At 56.7% G+C, this 19318-nt stretch carries 14 protein-coding genes and 2 tRNA genes; 10 read left to right on the top strand and 6 right to left on the bottom strand.

Features of this window, described 5'->3' with window-relative positions; genetic code table 11:
- Window positions 1-53 precede the first annotated feature (53 nt).
- Genes ptrA through recD form a run of 3 tightly spaced genes read left to right on the top strand, consistent with a single transcriptional unit; the run spans window position 54 to window position 8313 of the window.
- The gene (gene ptrA / locus QMG90_RS05300) at window positions 54-2939 is read left to right on the top strand and encodes a pitrilysin (RefSeq protein WP_283282901.1); all 2886 of its coding nucleotides are present in this window, start codon (window positions 54-56) and stop codon (window positions 2937-2939) included.
- Window positions 2936-6481, top strand: a complete 3546-nt coding sequence (gene recB, locus QMG90_RS05305) for an exodeoxyribonuclease V subunit beta (protein WP_283282902.1) — start codon at window positions 2936-2938, stop codon at window positions 6479-6481. The genes ptrA and recB overlap by 4 nt, the downstream gene beginning before the upstream one ends.
- Entirely contained in the window at window positions 6478-8313 is a 1836-nt protein-coding gene (gene recD, locus QMG90_RS05310) for an exodeoxyribonuclease V subunit alpha (RefSeq protein ID WP_283282903.1), read from the top strand. Before recB ends, recD begins: the two co-directional genes overlap by 4 nt.
- Before the next feature lie 24 nt (window positions 8314-8337).
- Here recD and argA read toward each other — a convergent pair whose 3' ends face one another.
- A complete protein-coding gene (gene argA, locus QMG90_RS05315) occupies window positions 8338-9669 on the bottom strand; it encodes an amino-acid N-acetyltransferase (protein ID WP_283282904.1) in 1332 nt (443 codons plus the stop codon).
- A 229-nt stretch (window positions 9670-9898) separates the two neighbouring features.
- Between argA and amiC the strand changes: the two genes are divergently transcribed.
- Complete coding sequence (gene amiC / locus QMG90_RS05320) at window positions 9899-11152, top strand: N-acetylmuramoyl-L-alanine amidase AmiC (protein WP_283282905.1); 1254 nt, start codon at window positions 9899-9901, stop codon at window positions 11150-11152.
- A gap of 98 nt (window positions 11153-11250) precedes the next feature.
- On the opposite strand, the gene QMG90_RS05325 is transcribed toward amiC, so the two are convergent.
- Both QMG90_RS05325 and QMG90_RS05330 read right to left on the bottom strand, forming a co-directional pair.
- Window positions 11251-11327 (bottom strand) — tRNA-Met (locus tag QMG90_RS05325).
- A gap of 42 nt (window positions 11328-11369) precedes the next feature.
- Window positions 11370-11446: transfer RNA gene (locus QMG90_RS05330), tRNA-Met, on the bottom strand.
- A 207-nt stretch (window positions 11447-11653) separates the two neighbouring features.
- Between QMG90_RS05330 and mltA the strand changes: the two genes are divergently transcribed.
- Both mltA and tcdA read left to right on the top strand, forming a co-directional pair.
- The gene (gene mltA, locus QMG90_RS05335; protein WP_283282906.1) at window positions 11654-12751 is read left to right on the top strand and encodes a murein transglycosylase A; all 1098 of its coding nucleotides are present in this window, start codon (window positions 11654-11656) and stop codon (window positions 12749-12751) included.
- Between the two features lie 10 nt (window positions 12752-12761).
- Entirely contained in the window at window positions 12762-13568 is an 807-nt protein-coding gene (gene tcdA, locus QMG90_RS05340) for a tRNA cyclic N6-threonylcarbamoyladenosine(37) synthase TcdA (RefSeq protein ID WP_283282907.1), read from the top strand.
- Here the strand turns inward: tcdA and csdE are convergent.
- Complete coding sequence (gene csdE / locus QMG90_RS05345; RefSeq protein ID WP_283282908.1) at window positions 13559-14008, bottom strand: cysteine desulfurase sulfur acceptor subunit CsdE; 450 nt, start codon at window positions 14006-14008, stop codon at window positions 13559-13561. The two genes, tcdA and csdE, sit on opposite strands and share 10 nt — an antisense overlap.
- Window positions 14005-15213: a cysteine desulfurase CsdA gene (csdA, locus tag QMG90_RS05350; protein ID WP_283282909.1), complete on the bottom strand. Its 1209-nt coding sequence runs from the start codon at window positions 15211-15213 to the stop codon at window positions 14005-14007. Before csdA ends, csdE begins: the two co-directional genes overlap by 4 nt.
- A 193-nt stretch (window positions 15214-15406) precedes the next feature.
- On the opposite strand from csdA, the gene QMG90_RS05355 reads away from it, so the two are divergent.
- From QMG90_RS05355 to rlmM, 4 genes are all read left to right on the top strand, one after another.
- Window positions 15407-15634, top strand: a complete 228-nt coding sequence (locus tag QMG90_RS05355) for a YgdI/YgdR family lipoprotein (protein WP_038157673.1) — start codon at window positions 15407-15409, stop codon at window positions 15632-15634.
- 347 nt (window positions 15635-15981) lie between these two features.
- Complete coding sequence (gene gcvA / locus QMG90_RS05360; protein ID WP_038157671.1) at window positions 15982-16896, top strand: glycine cleavage system transcriptional regulator GcvA; 915 nt, start codon at window positions 15982-15984, stop codon at window positions 16894-16896.
- A 71-nt stretch (window positions 16897-16967) separates the two neighbouring features.
- A complete protein-coding gene (locus tag QMG90_RS05365; protein ID WP_049850475.1) occupies window positions 16968-17363 on the top strand; it encodes a DUF423 domain-containing protein in 396 nt (131 codons plus the stop codon).
- Window positions 17356-18456 (top strand): 23S rRNA (cytidine(2498)-2'-O)-methyltransferase RlmM, encoded by a 1101-nt coding sequence (gene rlmM / locus QMG90_RS05370; RefSeq protein WP_283282910.1) that lies wholly within the window; start codon window positions 17356-17358, stop codon window positions 18454-18456. Before QMG90_RS05365 ends, rlmM begins: the two co-directional genes overlap by 8 nt.
- Here rlmM and xni read toward each other — a convergent pair.
- Entirely contained in the window at window positions 18453-19241 is a 789-nt protein-coding gene (gene xni, locus QMG90_RS05375) for a flap endonuclease Xni (protein ID WP_283282911.1), read from the bottom strand. The two genes, rlmM and xni, sit on opposite strands and share 4 nt — an antisense overlap.
- Between the last annotated feature and the right edge of the window lie 77 nt (window positions 19242-19318).

Raw genomic sequence — 19318 nt, forward strand, 5'->3', positions numbered from 1 at the left:
ACAAAAAAAGATGCCGCGATTGATGGCATCAATGTTAATGATGAGGTCCATGAATGCCCCGCAACACCTGGTTTAGCGTTTTTGTTCTGTTTTTTGCCCTCTGGGCGCCCGTCAGTCAGGCAGACACAGGATGGCAGCCAATACAGGAAACCATCCGCAAAAGTGACAAAGATACCCGTCAGTATCAGGCCGTGAGGCTTGATAACGGCATGGTCGTGCTACTGGTGTCCGATAAGCAGGCGGTAAAATCACTTTCTGCGCTGGTGGTGCCGGTAGGGTCGCTGGAAGATCCCGAAGCGCATCCGGGCCTCGCGCACTATCTCGAGCATATGACGCTGATGGGGTCCAAAAAATACCCGCAGCCGGACAGCCTCGCCGAATTTCTCAAAATGCACGGTGGCAGCCATAACGCCAGTACCGCGCCTTACCGTACTGCGTTTTATCTCGAAGTCGAAAACGATGCGCTGGAAGGCGCGGTCGATCGTCTGGCCGATGCCATTGCCGCGCCCGTTCTGGACAAAAAATACGCCGAACGTGAACGCAACGCGGTGAACTCAGAACTGACGATGGCGCGTACCCGTGACGGGATGCGCATGGCGCAGGTCAGTGCAGAAACCATCAACCCGGCACACCCTGGCGCACGGTTCTCCGGCGGCAACCTCGAAACACTCAGCGACAAGCCCGGTAGTCCGGTGCACGATGCGCTGCTCGCGTTTCGCGACAAGTTTTACTCAGCGAACCTGATGAAGGCGGTGATTTACAGCAATAAACCGTTGCCGGTGCTGGCGCAACTCGCGGCAGAGACCTACGGACGCGTACCGAACAAAAATATTGAAAGGCCGGAAATCAACGTACCGGTGGTCACTGATGCCCAGAAAGGGATCATCATCCATTACGTTCCTGCGCTACCCCGCAAAGTGCTGCGCGTTGAATTCCGCATTGATAACAATACCGCGCAGTTTCGCAGCAAAACCGACGAACTGGTGACCTACCTGATCGGCAACCGTAGTCCGGGAACTCTCTCGGACTGGCTGCAAAAACAGGGTCTGGTCGAAGGCATTCGTGCGGATTCCGACCCGGTAGTGAACGGCAACAGCGGCGTACTGGCGATCTCCGCCACGCTGACCGACAAAGGGCTCACTCACCGTAACGATGTGGTGGCGGCGATCTTCAGCTACCTCAATCTGCTGCGGGAAAAGGGCGTTGATAAACGCTATTTCGACGAGCTGGCGCACGTGCTGGATCTCGATTTCCGTTATCCTTCCATCAATCGCGATATGGATTACGTCGAATGGCTGGCGGACACCATGATCCGCGTGCCGGTGGAACACACGCTCGATGCGGTCAATATCGCCGACAAATATGATGCCGACGCGGTGAAAGCGCGTCTGGCGATGATGACGCCGCAAAACGCGCGCGTCTGGTATATCAGCCCGAAAGAGCCGCACAACAAAACCGCGTATTTCGTCGATGCGCCGTATCAGGTCGATAAAATCAGCGCGGAGCAATTCGCCATCTGGCAGAAGAAAAGCAACCAGCTTGCGCTGAGTCTGCCTGAGCTCAACCCCTATATTCCCGACGATTTCACGCTGAATACCCCGGCGAAAAAATACGATCGTCCGCAGCTTATCGAAAATCAGCCCTCGCTGCGCGTGGTGTATATGCCGAGCCGCTATTTCCCCGATGAGCCGAAAGCGGATATCACGATGATCCTGCGCAACCCGAAAGCGATGGCCAGCGCCCGTAATCAGGTGATTTTTGCCCTGAACGACTATCTCGCCGGGATCGCGCTCGATCAACTGGCGAATCAGGCGGCTGTCGGCGGGATCAGCTTCTCCACTGGTGCCAATAATGGCCTGATGCTCAACGCCAACGGCTACACTCAGCGGCTGCCGCAGCTTTTTCAGGAATTATTGAAAGCGTATTTCAGCTACACGCCAACCCAGGAACAGCTGGATCAAGCCAAATCCTGGTATGCGCAGATGATGGATTCCGCCGAGAAGGGCAAAGCCTACGATCAGGCCATCATGCCGGTCCAGATGCTGTCGCAGGTACCGTATTTCCAGCGGGAAACGCGCCGCGAACTGTTGCCATCCATCACGCTCGATGAAGTTATGCGTTATCGCGACACACTGAAAGCCAACGGGCGACCGGAATTTATGGTGGTGGGCAACATGACCACTGAGCAGTCGAAAACGCTGGCCAGCGCGGTGCAGGCTGAGCTTGGTGCCAACGGCAACGAGTGGTGCCGTAATCAGGATGTCGTGGTGGATAAAAAGCAGTCTGTCATCTTTGAAAAAGCCGGAAGCAGTACGGATTCCGCGCTGGCCGCTGTTTTTGCGCCGCCAAATGTGGACGAATACAGTAGCTCGGCGGCGGCATCGCTGTTGGGGCAAATTGTGCAGCCCTGGTTCTACAACCAGTTGCGTACGGAAGAACAGCTCGGCTACGCCGTCTTTGCTTTCCCGATGAACGTCGGGCGCCAGTGGGGGATGGGTTTCCTGCTGCAAAGCAGCGACAAGCAACCCGCGTATCTGTGGGAGCGCTATAAAGCGTTCTTCCCGATAGCCGAAGCGAAACTGCGGGCGATGAAGCCGGAAGAATTTGCGCAAATCCAGCAGGCGGTGATTGCCCAGATGACGCAGGCACCACAAACGTTGGGTGATGAAGCGTCGCAGCTCAGCAAAGATTTCGATCGCGGTAATATGCGTTTCGATTCACGTGATAAAGTAGTGGCTCAGATTAAACTGCTGACGCCGCAAAAACTTGCCGATTTCTTCCATCAGACGGTGGTTGAGCCGCAGGGTATGGCGATACTTTCTCAGGTTTCCGGCAGCCAGAACGGGAAAGTGGACTATGTTCACCCGCAGGGCTGGAAGGTCTGGGAAAACGTCAGCACATTGCAGCAAACCTTACCTCTGATGAGAGCGAATGAATGACCGATACCGCTGAGCCCCTTGATCCCCTGCGCCTGCCGCTTACCGGCGAGCGCCTGATTGAAGCCTCTGCGGGCACCGGAAAAACGTATACCATCGCCGCGCTTTATCTGCGGCTGTTGCTCGGGCTGGGCGAGGAAAATGCCTTCCCCCGCCCGGTCAACGTCGAAGAGCTGCTGGTGGTCACCTTTACCGAGGCTGCCACCGAGGAGCTGCGCGGTCGTATCCGCAGCAATATCCATGAATTGCGCATCGCCTGCCTGCGCGGGCGGTCTGATAATCCGCTTTATACCAGCCTGCTGAACGAGATTGATGACAGGCAGCATGCGGCAGATGTGCTGATGCTGGCAGAGCGCCAGATGGACGAAGCCGCCGTGTTTACCATTCACGGCTTTTGTCAGCGCATGCTGAGCCTGAATGCCTTTGAATCCGGCATGCTGTTTGAACAACAGCTCATCGAAGATGAATCCCGGCTACGCTACCAGGCCTGTGCCGATTTCTGGCGCCGCCATTGTTACCCGCTCTCCAGAGACATCGCTGGCGTGATCCACGCCTCGTGGAAAGGGCCGCACGAGCTGCTCAAATCCATCGACCGCTATCTGCAGGGCGAAGCGCCGCAGATTAAATCTCCCCCTGCCAGCGACGAAACGCTGGCCTCTCGTCATCAGCGTATCCTGACACAAATCAATGAGGTCAAAGCGCAATGGCAGGCCGCGGTTGCCGACATTGGCGACATTATCGAGCGGTCGGGCATCAACCGGCAGAAATTTAACCGCACTAATCAGACGAAATATATTGAAAAGGTGAACACCTGGGCGGCGGAAGAAACGACCAGCTACGCGCTACCGGATGCGCTGGAGAAATTTTCGCAATCGTTCCTGCGCGAACGCACGAAGCCGGAAGGCGACGTGCCGGTACACCCGCTGTTTACCACCATTGAAACCCTGCTGTCGCAACCACTGACGCTGAACGACCTGGTGATCACGCAGGCGATGGTCGAGATCCGCGACGCTGTCGCCCGTGAAAAACGCCGCCGTGGCGAGCTGGGTTTTGACGATATGCTGAGCCGTCTGGATGACGCGTTGCGCAGTGAAAACGGCGATGCGCTGGCTGCTGCTATCCGACAGCGATTCCCGGTGGCGATGATCGATGAGTTCCAGGATACCGACCCGCAGCAGTACCGTATTTTCCGCCGTATCTGGCGGCAACAACCGGATACCGCACTGTTACTGATAGGCGACCCCAAACAGGCTATTTACGCGTTCCGCGGCGCGGATATTTTCACTTATATGAAAGCGCGCGGCGACGTGACAGCACACTACACGCTGGACACCAACTGGCGTTCGGCGCCGGGTATGGTGGAGAGCGTGAATCGCCTGTTCAGCCAGATGGACAACCCCTTCATGTTCCGCGAGATCCCGTTTCAGGCGGTGAACGCGGCAGAGAAAAACCACGCGCTGCGTTTTGAAATCGCCGGAGAAAACCAGTCGGCCATGAATCTGTGGCTGATGCCCGGGAATGGCGTCAGCGCGGGCGATTATCAGACGCTGATGGCGCAACTGTGCGCCACGCAAATCCGCGACTGGCTGACGGCAGGGCAGCAGGGCAAGGCGCTGCTGTGGCGCGAAGAAAAGCCAGAGCCGGTGAAAGCGTCAGATATTACCGTGCTGGTGCGAAATCGCCAGGAAGCCGCGCTTATCCGCGACGCGCTCAATTTGCTGGCGATCCCTTCTGTCTATCTGTCGAATCGCGATAGCGTGTTCGAAACCCCGGAAGCTCAGGAGATGCTCTGGGTACTGCAGGCGGTCCTGGCGCCGGAGCGCGAGAGTCTGTTACGCAGCGCACTGGCTACCGCGCTGTTTGGGCTGAACGCGCAGGATATCGATCAACTGAATCAGGATGAGCTTGCCTGGGATGCGCTGGTGGAAGAGTTTGCCGCCTGGCGTCTGTTATGGCAGCAGCGCGGCGTTATGCCAATGCTGCGCGCGCTGATGAGTGCACGTCATATGGCGGAAAACCTGCTGGCGACGCCGGGAGGCGAGCGCCGCTTAACCGATATTCTGCACATCAGCGAATTGTTGCAGGAAGCCGCATCCCAACTGGAAAGCGAGCACGCACTGGTACGCTGGCTGGCCCAGCATATTGCTGAACCGGATACCAACGCCGCCAGCCAGCAGATGCGGCTGGAAAGCGATAAACATCTGGTGCAGATCGTTACGATCCATAAATCGAAAGGGCTGGAATATCCGCTGGTCTGGCTGCCTTTTATCGCCCGTTTTCGCAAGCAGGATCAGGCGTTTTATCATGACCGACACTCCTTTGAGGCGGTGCTCGATTTACGCGAGGGCGAAGAGAGCCTCGAACTGGCGGAGGCTGAGCGGCTGGCGGAAGATTTGCGTCTCCTCTATGTCGCCTTAACCCGCGCAATTTGGCACTGCAGCCTCGGCATTGCACCACTGACCAGCCGCCGCAGTGACAAACCTGGCGACACAGATGTTCATCACAGTGCGCTGGGGCGACTGGTGCAGAAAGGCGAAGTGATGGATGCCGCGGGTCTGGAGGCGAGCCTGCGCGCGCTCTGCAACGAACATATAGCGCTAATGCGACCCGGCACGGTGGATAACACACGCTGGCAGGCGCCTGAAACAACGCTGACATCGCTTTCGGTGCGCGAGGTGACGCGCCGCGTCAGCGATGACTGGCGCGTCACCAGTTATTCCGGTTTGCAACAACACGGTCACAGCGTGGCGCAGGATCTGCTGCCGCGACTGGATATCGATGCCGCAGGCGCAGGTGAGATCCCCGAGGCTGCGCAATTAACGCCGCACCAGTTTCCGCGCGGTGCCTCACCGGGGACGTTCCTGCACAGCCTGTTTGAAGAACTCGATTTTACCCAGCCTGTCTCCCCCGAGTGGATGCGCGAACAGTTACAGTCAGGCGGCTATGACGAGAGCTGGACGCCGGTGTTAACGCAGTGGCTGGACACCGTGTTGCAGACGCCGTTGCCTGGCGCCGGGATTGCGCTACGGGAACTGAGCGCCAGGCAGAAACAGGTAGAGCTGGAGTTTTATCTGCCGATTGAGCAGATGCTCGAGCCGCAGGCGCTGGATGCGTTGATCCGCCATTACGATCCGCTGTCGGCGGGCTGTCCGCCACTGGATTTTCGCCAGGTACGCGGCATGCTGAAAGGCTTTATCGACCTGGTTTTCCGCCATGACGGGCGCTACTACCTGCTGGATTACAAATCAAACTGGCTGGGTGACAGTGGCGAAGCCTATACGCAACAGGCGATGGCGCAGGCGATGCAGTCGCACCGCTACGATCTGCAGTATCAGCTTTACAGCCTCGCGCTGCATCGCTATCTGCGTCATCGCATCGCGGACTACGACTACGACCGTCACTTTGGCGGCGTTATCTATTTGTTCCTGCGCGGTGTGGACAGCCGTGAACCCGGGCAGGGCATTTTTACCACTCGCCCGGTACGCGCGCTGGTCGATGGCATGGATAACCTGTTTGCCGGTACAACGCCGGAGGTGGCGCAATGAAGATGACCGAACTGTTGCTGAGCGCAGTAGAGCATAAACAACTGCGCCATCTGGACGTTCAGTTCGCCATGATGCTGGCTTCGCCGGAAGAGAATCCGGCACTGGCGCTGGCGGCGGCGATCCTCAGCCGCGACGCCGGAGAAGGGCACGTCTGTCTGCCGCTGTCTCGCCTGTGTGTGGATGAAAAGCTCAACGGCGTCGCCCGCGAAATCTGGACGCAGTTATTTGCGCAAGCGGGAGATCCGCAGCAGTGGCAGGATCTGCTACTGGAGACGCCGGCGGTCAGCCAGGGCGACGCACCCACGCCGCTCATTCTCTCTGGCGAGCGGTTATACCTGAACCGCATGTGGCGTAACGAACTGACGGTAGCCCGTTTCTTTAGCGAACATAATCAACCGATCCTCGTCAATGAAACTCGCCTGAGTGAGACACTGGCGGGGTTGTTTACGCCAGGCGAAGGCGTGGACTGGCAAAAAGTGGCAGCGGCGGTGGCGTTGACCCGGCGCATTTCTGTCATCTCCGGCGGGCCGGGAACCGGCAAAACTACCACCGTGGCGAGACTGCTGGCGGCGCTTATTCAGATGTCAGGAGACGAACGCTGTCGGATCCGTCTGGCGGCGCCAACCGGAAAAGCGGCGGCACGACTGACTGAGTCTCTCGGTAGTGCGCTGCGTAAACTCCCGTTAAGTGAAGAACAAAAAGCGCTGTTCCCTACTGACGCCAGCACGTTGCATCGCTTGCTGGGCGCGCAACCGGGTAGCCAGCGGATGCGTTATCATGCGGATAACCCGCTGCATCTGGACGTATTAGTGGTCGATGAAGCTTCAATGATCGATCTACCGATGATGGCGCGCCTGATTGACGCGCTGCCGCCGCACGGACGGGTGATTTTTCTCGGCGATCGCGATCAACTGGCGTCCGTGGAAGCGGGAGCAGTGCTGGGCGATATCTGCGCGTGGGTCAACGCCGGATATACGGCAGAGCGTGCAGCAGAGATCAGCAGGCTGATCGGCACGGAAATCCCGGCCGGGGAAGGAACCCACGCGGGCGGACTGCGCGACAGCCTCTGCCTGTTGCAAAAGAGCTACCGTTTTGGCAGCCATTCCGGTATTGGACAGCTGGCGCAGGCCGTCAATAAAGGCGATAAATCAGCCGTCAGCCAGGCGTTTCGCCAGGGTTTTGACGATATCACTCTTAAACCGCTGCGCACCCGTGACGAGTATGAAACCATGCTCAACGATGCACAGGCCGGGTATGCGCGCTATCTGCAGTGCCTACGGGACAACGCGAGCCCGGAGGTGATCCTCGCCGCGTTTGGTGAATTTCAGTTGCTGTCGGCGCTGCGTGAAGGGCCGTACGGCGTCAGCGGTCTGAATGAACAGCTTGAGCGGGTGCTGACGCGTCAGCGCTGGATCACGCTGCCGAAGCATTCCCGCTGGTATGAGGGGCGTCCGGTGATGATCTCGCGCAACGACAGTGCGCTGGGGCTGTTTAACGGTGATATTGGCGTGGCGCTCGATCGCGGTCAGGGGCTTCGCGTCTGGTTTATGATGCCGGATGGCACGGTGAAATCATTCCAGCCCAGCCGCTTACCGGAGCACGAAACCGCGTGGGCGATGACAGTGCATAAATCGCAGGGATCCGAGTTTGATCATGCGGCGCTGATCCTGCCTGCACAGCCCACGCCGCTGCTGACTCGCGAACTGGTCTACACCGCGATCACCCGCGCCCGTCAGCGACTGTCGTTATATGCTGATGAAAACCTGTTGGCGCAGGCGATTGTGGCGCGTACCGAACGGCGCAGCGGTCTGGCGGCGTTTTTTGCCGGGTAGATATGCTACCCGGCGGAGAACGCTTCAGCGCAAATCGGCCATCAGCACTTTTGAGCGGCGCTGATAGTTGTACATCTCTTTTTTGCTGTCCGGCAGCAGCTCAATGTCCACCGGCGTGAAGCCGCGCTCCTGGAACCAGTGAATGCTGCGCGTGGTCAACACAAACAGTTTGCTGAGCCCCATCTGTTTCGCCTGGCTGGCAATGCGGTTAAGCAGCACTTCGCCACGCGACGAACTGCGGTAGTCCGGATGCACCGCCACGCAGGCCATTTCGCCAATTTTCTCTTCCGGGAACGGATAGAGTGCAGCGCAGGCGATGGTGGTGTTATCGCGCTGGATAATGGTGAATTTATCGATCTCCATCTCCAGTTGCTCCCGCGAACGGCGCACCAGAATGCCCTGCTGCTCAAGCGGGCGGATCAGCTCAAGAATGCCGCCGATGTCATTGATGGTCGCGCGACGGATCTGCTCGGCGCTTTCCATGACAATCTGTGTCCCGATACCATCACGGGAGAAGAGCTCCTGTAACAGCGCGCCGTCTTCCTGATAGCTGATCAGATGGCTACGGCGTACGCCGCTGCGGCAGGCTTTTACCGCCCCGCGCAGGAAACGTACGGTGCCGGAGTGGTAGTCGCCATCGGCCTCCAGCGCCTCAAGCCGCGCCTGGGCTTCGTTCGGGAAAAGTTCCGGCAGGATTTCACCATCTTCGCCGTACACCCCCTGCGAAGAGCAGAAGCCAATCATCTTCTCTGCTTTCAGCTTGATAGCCAGCTGCGTGGCAATCTCTTCCGACGTCAGATTAAAGCTTTCACCCGTGACCGAGACCGCCACCGGCCCCATCAGCACGATAGCGCCGTTTTCTAACTGGCGGTGAATGGCTTCTTCATCAATGCGGCGAATGCGTCCGCTGTGGCAATAATCCACACCGTCGTCCACGCCCAGCGGCTGCGCGATGATAAAATTCCCGCTCACCACGTTAATATGCGCCCCCTGCAACGGCGTGTTGTTGAGGCTCATCGACAGACGCGCGGTAATGTCGAGCTGCAGAGTACCTGCCGCCTGTTTAACCAGTTCGAGGGTTGTGTCATCCGTCACGCGAATATGCTTGTGATACATCGGTTCGTAGTGATGGGTGATCAGATTGGCGTCAATCTGCGGACGTGCGCCATACACCACCACCAGCCGGATCCCCAGGCTGTGAAGCAGACCAATGTCGTTGACAATGCTGGAAAAATTCTCATGCTCGATGGCTTCCCCGCCCAGCATGATGACAAACGTTTTTCCCCGATGCGCGTTAATATAGGGGACGGAATGGCGAAATCCTTCAACCAGTTCGGTTCTACGTTCCTTCACCACGGCAAAACCCTCAATGCATGATTATTCGTAATTAGTGTATTTTTATTCTGTTTTGATGTCTCGTGCAAGCTTAAAATTTTTCCGGGTCTACGATATTTTTGAGTCGGGAAGCGCAAAACATAAGAATGTTTACCCTTTTCTGGATGACAGCTTATACACGTTTGGTTAAAGTTTTCGGTCAAACTGGACGTTTTATCGTTTAAATTCGTTTGCTTTGCTCGGGAGAAGCATGTCGGGAAGTCAGTCAGCAGTAAGCCGCCGCCGTTTATTGAAGGGGGCTGGCGCCATGTGGTTATTAAGCGTGAGTCAACTTGGCCTTGCCGCTGTCAGTCAGGTGGTGGCGGTGCGCGTCTGGCCATCGTCCACTTATACACGTGTGACGGTGGAATCCTCGCAGGTGCTGAAATACCGCCAGTTTGCGCTGAGTAACCCTGAGCGCGTGGTGGTGGATATCGAAGGGGTCAATCTGAACTCGGTGCTGAAAGGCATGGGAGCGCAGATCCGTGCTGACGATCCGTACATTAAATCCGCACGCGTGGGCCAGTTTGATCCGCAAACGGTGCGGATGGTGTTTGAACTTAAGCAGAACGTTAAACCGCAGTTGTTCGCGCTGGCGCCGGTCGCCGGATTCAAAGAACGACTGGTGATGGATCTCTATCCGGCTAATGCACAGGAAATTCAGGATCCGCTGCTGGCATTGCTCGAAGATTATAATAAGGGCGATCTGGAAAAACAGGTGCCGCCTGCGCAGAGTGGTCCACAGCCAGGTAAAGCGGGGCGCGATCGCCCGATTGTCATCATGCTCGATCCCGGTCACGGTGGTGAAGATTCTGGTGCCGTGGGGAAATACCGCACCCGCGAAAAAGATGTGGTGTTGCAGATTGCCCGCCGCCTTCGGGCGCTCATCGAGAAAGAGGGCAATATGAAGGTGTTCATGACGCGCAACGAGGATATCTTCATTCCGCTGAAAGTACGCGTGGCGAAGGCGCAGAAGCAGCGCGCCGACCTGTTTGTCTCCATTCACGCGGATGCGTTCACCAGCCGCCAGCCGAGCGGTTCGTCGGTGTTTGCGCTCTCTACCAAAGGCGCGACCAGTACTGCGGCAAAATACCTGGCGGAAACGCAGAACGCCTCGGATCTCATTGGTGGCGTGAGTAAGAGTGGTGATCGTTATGTCGATCATACGATGTTTGATATGGTGCAGTCGCTGACCATCTCTGATAGCCTGAAATTTGGCAAGGCGGTACTGCAGAAACTCGGGAAGATCAACGACCTGCATAAGAATCAGGTGGAACAGGCGGGCTTTGCGGTACTGAAAGCGCCTGACATCCCGTCGATTCTGGTTGAGACGGCGTTTATCAGTAACGTTGAAGAAGAGCGCAAGCTGAAAACCGCGACCTTCCAGCAACAGGTGGCAGAGTCGATTCTGGCGGGAATTAAAGCCTACTTCGCCGATGGCGCGACGCTGGCAAGACGAGGTTAACAGGATGGCGCCGAAAGGCGCTATTTTTTGCCAGGTGCAGAAACAAAAAAACACCCGTCAGGGTGTTCATTGCGTTTACGGCATCACGATTAAAATGTTGGTTGCGGGGGCCGGATTTGAACCGACGACCTTCGGGTTATGAGCCCGACGAGCTACCAGGCTGCTCCACCCCGCGTCCGTCTTTATACTTCGTATAAACTTTTCTTCACATTTTAATTGGTTGCGGGGGCCGGATTTGAACCGACGACCTTCGGGTTATGAGCCCGACGAGCTACCAGGCTGCTCCACCCCGCGTCCGTGGATGCGCACTATACTCTGCTGACTTTCTGTTGCAACCTTTTTTTTAACTAAAGGGTTAACTTTGCAGGTAATTGCGCAAAAACCTGTCAGATTGTCTGTTTTGTGCGCGGAATTCCGTTTTGACCGCGCCAGCGCATTTCTTTACCCCTGACGGTTTGTTATCTTCATCACGGATTCGGCTTAAGTAAAAGATGAGACATCATGAAAGGACGTTGGGCAAAATATCTGGTAACGGGAACGCTGCTGACACTACTGGCAGCCTGTAGTTCTAAACCGACCGACCGCGGTCAGCAGTACAGTGACGGGAAATTCACGCAACCTTTCTCACTGGTTAACCAGCCTGACGCCATTGGCGCGCCAATCAATGCCGGTGATTTTGCAGAGCAGGTGAATCAGGTCCGCGACGCCTCGCCACGCCTTTATGGCAGCCAAAGTAATGTCTATAACGCCGTGCAGCAATGGCTCCGCTCTGGCGGCGATACCCGCACGCTGCGCCAGTACGGCATCGACGCCTGGCAGATGCAGGGCGCTGATAACTACGGTAACGTGCAGTTCACTGGTTACTACACGCCGGTCGTGCAGGCACGCCACACGCCGCAAGGGGAGTTCAGATATCCCATTTACCGCATGCCGCCGAAGCGCGGCCGCCTGCCGTCCCGCGCCGAGATCTATGCTGGTGCACTGAGCGACAACTACGTTCTCGCATACAGTAACTCGCTGATGGACAACTTTATTATGGATGTGCAGGGCAGCGGTTATATCGATTTCGGTGATGGTTCACCGCTCAACTTCTTTAGTTATGCCGGGAAAAACGGCTGGTCATATCGCAGCATCGGTAAAGTGCTGATCGATCGCGGTGAAGTGAAGAAAGAAGATATGTCGATGCAGGCCATCCGCCAGTGGGGCGAAACGCACAGCGAAGCGGAAGTGCGCGAGTTGCTGGAGCAGAACCCGTCCTTCGTTTTCTTCAAGCCGCAATCCTTCGCGCCGGTGAAAGGCGCCAGCGCCGTACCGCTGATTGGTCGTGCGTCGGTGGCCTCTGACCGCAGCATTATTCCGGCGGGAACTACACTGCTGGCGGAAGTGCCGCTGCTCGACAACAACGGTAAATTCAACGGCCAGTACGAGCTACGTCTGATGGTGGCGCTGGATGTCGGCGGGGCGATTAAAGGCCAGCACTTTGATATCTACCAGGGCATTGGTCCGGATGCCGGACACCGCGCAGGATGGTACAATCACTATGGTCGCGTCTGGGTGCTGAAAAACGCCCCGGGAGCCGGCAATGTCTTTAGCGGTTAATTGAGGTCTTATGTCTGTGGTAATCAGCGATGCCTGGCGTCAGCGTTTTGGCGGCACGGCACGTTTGTACGGTGAAAATGCGCTGCAATGGTTTGCCGATGCGCACGTCTGCGTGGTGGGTATTGGTGGTGTCGGATCCTGGGCGGCGGAAGCGCTGGCGCGTACCGGTATCGGTGCGATCACATTAATTGATATGGATGACGTATGCGTCACCAACACCAATCGCCAGATCCACGCGCTCGGCAGCAATGTAGGGCTCGCCAAAGCTGAGGTAATGGCCGACCGCATTCGCCAGATCAACCCGGAGTGCCGGGTGAACGTCATCGACGATTTCGTTACCCCTGACAACGTGGCGCAGTACATGAGCGCCGGGTACAGCTATGTTATCGATGCCATCGACAGCGTGCGGCCAAAAGCGGCACTGATTGCCTATTGCCGTCGCTATAAAGTGCCGCTGGTCACCACCGGCGGGGCTGGCGGGCAGATCGACCCGACGCAGATCCAGGTCGCCGATCTGGCGAAAACCATTCAGGATCCCCTGGCGGCTAAGCTGCGCGAACGGCTGAAAAGCGAGTATGGCGTGGTGAAAAACAGCAAAGGCAAACTGGGCGTGGACTGCGTATTCTCAACGGAAGCGCTGGTTTACCCGCAGGCAGACGGCAGTGTTTGTGCCATGAAGAGCACCGCAGAAGGGCCAAAACGCATGGACTGCGCCTCGGGCTTCGGCGCAGCAACGATGGTGACCGCCACCTTTGGTTTTGTCGCGGTCTCCCATGCCCTCAAAAAAATGATGGCAAAAGCAGCGCGTCAGGCCTGATGCCGGCGCGCCGCATCGCTCACGGCCTCGCCCAACGCAGCCAGCCCCTGGCTGCGTGAAGCGCTGAGCTGAGCGCGAAGCCCCAGTTCGTCGAACAGCGTGAGCGGATCCTGCGCCAGCAGCTCCGCCGCGCTTTTCCCTTCCACTGCTGTCAGCAATACCGCCAGTAAACCGCGCACAATTCTCCCTTCGCTGTCGCCAAAGAAATGCAGTTTGCCGTCATTCGTCACAACTGTACCCAGCCAGACGCGGTTTTCACAACCGGCGATCTCTTTCGCCTGCGCTTTCAGTTCATCTGAGAGGGCGGGCAACTGCTTACCCAGCAAAATCAGCTGGCGGTACTTGTCTTCCCATGCCTGTAATGGCGTGAAAAGCTGATGCAACGACGCTGCGGTGACGGTGGTACCGAACGGGTGTCCGGCGTAGAGCGGGTTTGTCATTCATCCACCAGTAGTTCAAGGGCGCGGTCGACGGCGGCGACCAGCGCATGGACATCATCCTGTGTATTATAGGGCGCGAATGACGCGCGTAGCGTACCGCTGACGCCGAGCGCTGCCAGCAATGGTTGCGCACAATGTTGCCCGGCCCGCAACGCAATGCCGTATTCGGCGAGCAGGGTGACCATGTCGCTGTGATGCACGCCATCGAAATCAAACGCCAGCAGGCTGGAATCCTGACAGCGAAATGAGCGGAAACCGGGGCGTTTTGCCAGTTCGGCTTCAGCCAGTGTTGCCAGCCCACGGCTCCAGCTTTCGGCTTGTACCAGATCCACCTCCGCCAGCCATTCCAGCGCGGCGCTGAGGCCAATGACCCCGGCGACGTTCGGCGTGCCGGCTTCAAGCCGGTAAGGCAGCGCCTGCGTTTTGAAACCGTCGAAGGTCACTTCGGTGATCATCTTGCCGCCGCCGAGCCATGGCGACATGCCTTCCAGCAGTTCGCTTTTACCGTACAGCACACCAATACCGGTCGGGCCATACAGTTTGTGCCCGGAAAAGGCATAGAAATCGATATCCAGTTGTTGCACATCCGCCGGGAAATGCACTGCACCCTGCGCGCCGTCCACCATTACCACCATTCCTGCGGCATGCGCATGGCGAATGGCCTGCGGAAGATCGGGGCAACCGCCGGTGACATTCGACATTTGTCCCAGCGCCAGAATGCGGCTGCGTGGGGTGATGAGCGCTGGCAGGCGGGCGACATCCGGCAGGCAATCGCTGCCCAGCGGCAGTTTAACGATGCGGGCGCCGGTCTGCTCCGCCACCATCAGCCACGGCACAAAATTGGCATGATGCTCGGCTTCGCTGACGATGATTTCATCGCCAGGTTTCAGGCGTGGTCGCGCATAGCTTTGCGCCACCATATTGATGGCTTCGGTGGTGCCGCGTGTCCAGACGATGTTTTTGCTGTCCGGCGCGTTAAGCCATTCGGCAACCCGTTCGCGGGCCGCTTCATAGCGTGCCGTCAGGCGTTGCGCTTCGGCAAACTGGCTACGATGCACATTACCGGCGCTCAGGCTGTAAAATTGTGTCGTGGCGTCAATCACGGCCTGCGGTTTCAGCGCAGTCGCGGCACTGTCGAGATAGACGCCAGCATCGCTCAGGGCGGGAAACCGGGCGCGAAACTGTGCGGGATTAAATGCGTTCATGGTGTTCCTCATTACGATCCCTCGATCGTCGCGCAATTTGTCGGTGAGGGCAAGGGGAGCGAATGTCCCTCGGAATAGTCCTGTAATTCTGGCAAGGTAAAAATAGTACGTTATGCTATAGAGTGTTAGGCGAATGTTTTAGCCTGTCAGGAAAGTCGATTTATATAGCATAAATAGCCAGAAGGAGAAGAACATGAACAAGACAACTGCCATTATCTCTGCCTGTATGCTGACTTTTGCCCTGAGCGCCTGCTCCGGTCCGAACTACGTAATGCACACCACGGACGGACGGGCCATCGTTTCTGACGGTAAACCGAAAACCGATGATGAGACGGGCATGATTTCGTATAAAGACGCTAACGGCAACAAACAGCAGATCAACCGTAGTGACGTGAAAGAGATGGTCGCGCTTGAGAAATAACGGTTGGAGTAGCGAAAAAAAAGCACCGCAGCTTGCGGTGCTACATTAATCACTATGGACAGACAGGGTAAATGTACAGGAAGTGAAAAGGGTAGCTTTCCTACCGTGGTCTGAATCGCAGACCAATTGCAAACACAACAACACAACATCACAACCGTAAGCCAAAAGCCCATCAGAACACGCATTCCGAAAAAAGCTCTTCGTTCCGGCTCAGGAAGTGCCGCCACTATAGGTATTTGCTGGTAGTTCCTCAACGGACAAATTATAATGGCTCAGATAAAAAAAACTAATAGGTTAAACGTTGTTTCCTGTTTGTTATGTCGAGTTAACATCTAAGCCAGAGAACCATGTCAAAGCGATTACCACCTCTGAATGCATTACGTGTTTTTGACGCAGCAGCACGGCATTTAAGCTTCACTCGCGCCGCCGATGAGCTTTTTGTGACGCAGGCCGCAGTCAGCCACCAAATCAAGTCCCTGGAGGATTTTTTGGGGCTGAAGCTATTCCGCCGACGCAATCGTTCTCTTCTGCTGACCGAGGAAGGGCAGAGCTATTTCCAGGACATTAAAGAGATCTTTTCGCAATTAACCGAGGCGACGCGTAAACTGCAGGCACGCAGTGCGAAAGGGGCGCTGACGGTTAGTTTACTGCCCAGTTTTGCCATTCAGTGGATGGTGCCGAGACTCTCCAGCTTTAACTCAGCTTATCCGGGAATCGACGTCAGGATCCAGGCGGTGGACCGTCAGGAAGATAAGCTGGCGGACGATGTCGACGTGGCGATTTTCTACGGGCGGGGCAACTGGCCGGGGTTGCGTGTGGAAAAACTGTACGCAGAATATCTGATTCCGGTTTGCTCGCCGCTGCTGCTCACCGGTGAGAAGCCATTGAAAACCCCTGCCGATCTGGCGCAACATACGCTATTACACGACGCCTCGCGCCGTGACTGGCAGACGTACACGCGTCAGCTGGGCCTCAATCTTAACGTTCAACAGGGACCGATTTTCAGCCACAGCGCGATGGTGCTGCAGGCCGCAATCCACGGACAGGGTATCGCACTCGCCAACAATGTCATGGCGCAGTCTGAAATTGAAGCAGGCCGTCTGGTCTGCCCGTTTAATGATGTGCTGGTCAGTAAAAACGCTTTTTATCTGGTTTGCCATGACAGTCAGGCGGAACTGGGTAAAATAGCCGCCTTCCGGCAATGGATTCTGGCGAAAGCTGCAAGTGAACAAGAGAAATTCCGCTTTCGTTATGAACAATAAACACACGATCGTGCAGGCGGCAATGGGGGGCAGCCTGAACGATGAAGTGTAAATCAGTTTAGGGTAAGAACATGACTAGTCGTTTTATGCTGATTTTTGCCGCCATTAGCGGTTTTATTTTTGTGGCGTTAGGTGCGTTTGGCGCGCATGTGTTAAGTAAATCTTTGGGTGTGGTGGAAATGGGGTGGATCCAGACCGGCCTTGAGTATCAGGCATTCCACACGCTGGCGATTTTTGGTCTCGCGGTCGCCATGCAGCGCCGCATCAGTATCTGGTTTTACTGGAGCAGCGTTTTTCTGGCGCTGGGAACCGTGCTGTTCAGCGGCAGTTTGTACTGCCTCGCCCTCTCTCACCTTCGTCTGTGGGCGTTCGTCACGCCGGTGGGAGGCGTCAGCTTCCTCGCAGGGTGGGTATTAATGTTAATTGGTGCAATTCGTCTGAAGCGTAAGGGCGTCGTTCATGAATAAGGTTGTTCTCTATTGCCGCCCGGGCTTTGAGAAAGAGTGTGCTGCAGAAATTACCGACAAGGCCGCGCGCCTTGAGGTGTACGGATTTGCCCGCGTAAAAGATAACGCGGGTTATGTTGTTTTTGAATGCTATCAGCCGGAAGAGGCGGACAAACTGGCTCGCGAGCTGCCTTACAGCTCGTTGATCTTTGCCCGCCAGATGCTGGTGGCAGGCGAGCTGTTGCAGAATCTTCCCCCGGAAGATCGCATCACGCCGATCGTCGGTATGTTGCAGGGCGTGGTGGAAAAAGGCGGCGATTTGCGCGTCGAAGTGGCTGACACCAACGAAAGCAAAGAGCTGATGAAGTTTTGCCGCAAATTCACCGTGCCGCTGCGCGCGGCATTGCGCGAGGCAAAAATTCTCACCAACTATGAAACGCCGAAGCGCCCGGTGGTGCATGTCTTTTTCATTGCCCCGGGCTGCTGTTACGTCGGGTATTCGTACCCGAATAATAATTCCCCGTTTTATATGGGCATTCCGCGTCTGAAATTCCCCGCTGATGCGCCAAGTCGTTCCACGCTGAAACTGGAAGAGGCGCTACACGTGTTTATTCCGGCCGATGAATGGGATGAGCGTCTGGCTAACGGCATGTATGCGGTTGATCTCGGTGCCTGTCCTGGCGGCTGGACGTATCAGCTGGTGAAACGCAACATGTGGGTTTATTCAGTGGATAACGGCCCGATGGCGCAAAGCCTGATGGATACCGGGCAGGTCACCTGGTTGCGTGAAGATGGTTTCCGCTATCGTCCCAACCGTAACAACATCTCATGGATGGTCTGCGATATGGTGGAGAAACCAGCGAAAGTGGCGGCGCTGATGGCGCAGTGGCTGGTGAACGGCTGGTGTCGCGAAACCATTTTTAACCTCAAGCTGCCGATGAAAAAGCGCTACGAAGAGGTGTCACAGAATCTGGCGTACATTCAGGAACAGCTGAGTGAGCATGGCATCAACGCGCAGATTCAGGCACGCCAGTTGTATCACGATCGCGAAGAGGTGACTGTGCACATCCGCCGTATCTGGGCCGCCGTCGGTGGTCGTCGCGACGAACGCTAGTCTGTATGATTGCCCGGTGGCGCTACGCTTACCGGGCCTACACGCAACTGCTGCAAATTCCCGTCTAAGTGTAAATCCTTCCGTAACCGCGCCACATCCCGGCAAATAAAAGCCATCTCTTTATGCGCTTCCAGCTTTTTGCGCCATTTCTCCGGCACTTCATTCAGCCGGGCATACATCCCATCCAGATTTTCAAACTCCGTTAACAACTGCGTGGCGCTCTTCGGGCCAATTCCCGCCACGCCCGGCACTTTTGAACTGCTGATCCCCGCGAGCCCCCAGTAATCCGGCAACTGCTGCGGCGTGACGCCAAATTCGCTGGCGATAAATGGCGCGTCGAGCCAGCGTTTCTGAAAATAGTCGCGAATGCGAATGGTGGGGGACAGCAGCTGACAATAGCCTTTATCGGTCGAGACAATCGTGGCCTGATGCCCGGCCTGCGCCACTTTTACCGCCAGCGTCGCCGCCAGATCGTCGGCCTCGTTACCGGCAGATTCCCAGCAGCGCACGCCACGACCTTCAAACGCTGCCCGCAGCGCGGGCATTTCATCGTGCAGATCGTCCGGCATTGGTGGGCGCCCGGCTTTGTAATCCGGCAATAGCTGGTGACGCCAGCCCTGGCTGCGGGCGTCATCATCAAACACGGCCACCGCATGCGTCGGCTGGCTGTGAACCAGCAACTGTTCCAGTGCATGCAGGCAGGTTTCCGCGCAGGGCGACCCCTGTACAGCATGAATGCGACGAATCAGGTTAAGCGCGTCAACGATCAGCAGATGAACAGCCACGGAAATCCTCCTTGAGCAAGAGCGCTAAGGGTAACATCGTGATGTCTGTGAGGCTATTTACAGAGAATAATTCAGGA

Origin of the sequence: Trabulsiella odontotermitis (genome assembly GCF_030053895.1) — a bacterium.
Classification (GTDB): domain Bacteria; phylum Pseudomonadota; class Gammaproteobacteria; order Enterobacterales; family Enterobacteriaceae; genus Trabulsiella; species Trabulsiella odontotermitis_C.

Excerpts from the sequence above, each read along its gene's own strand:
- rlmM (WP_283282910.1), top strand. The coding sequence starts at position 17,356 with ATGAATAAGGTTGTTCTCTATTGCCGCCCGGGCTTTGAGAAAGAGTGT.
- QMG90_RS05365 (WP_049850475.1), top strand. The coding sequence starts at position 16,968 with ATGACTAGTCGTTTTATGCTGATTTTTGCCGCCATTAGCGGTTTTATT.
- gcvA (WP_038157671.1), top strand. The coding sequence starts at position 15,982 with ATGTCAAAGCGATTACCACCTCTGAATGCATTACGTGTTTTTGACGCA.
- amiC (WP_283282905.1), top strand. The coding sequence starts at position 9,899 with ATGTCGGGAAGTCAGTCAGCAGTAAGCCGCCGCCGTTTATTGAAGGGG.
- tcdA (WP_283282907.1), top strand. The coding sequence starts at position 12,762 with ATGTCTGTGGTAATCAGCGATGCCTGGCGTCAGCGTTTTGGCGGCACG.
- QMG90_RS05355 (WP_038157673.1), top strand. The coding sequence starts at position 15,407 with ATGAACAAGACAACTGCCATTATCTCTGCCTGTATGCTGACTTTTGCC.
- mltA (WP_283282906.1), top strand. The coding sequence starts at position 11,654 with ATGAAAGGACGTTGGGCAAAATATCTGGTAACGGGAACGCTGCTGACA.
- recD (WP_283282903.1), top strand. The coding sequence starts at position 6,478 with ATGAAGATGACCGAACTGTTGCTGAGCGCAGTAGAGCATAAACAACTG.
- recB (WP_283282902.1), top strand. The coding sequence starts at position 2,936 with ATGACCGATACCGCTGAGCCCCTTGATCCCCTGCGCCTGCCGCTTACC.
- csdE (WP_283282908.1), bottom strand. The coding sequence starts at position 14,008 with ATGACAAACCCGCTCTACGCCGGACACCCGTTCGGTACCACCGTCACC.
- ptrA (WP_283282901.1), top strand. The coding sequence starts at position 54 with ATGCCCCGCAACACCTGGTTTAGCGTTTTTGTTCTGTTTTTTGCCCTC.
- csdA (WP_283282909.1), bottom strand. The coding sequence starts at position 15,213 with ATGAACGCATTTAATCCCGCACAGTTTCGCGCCCGGTTTCCCGCCCTG.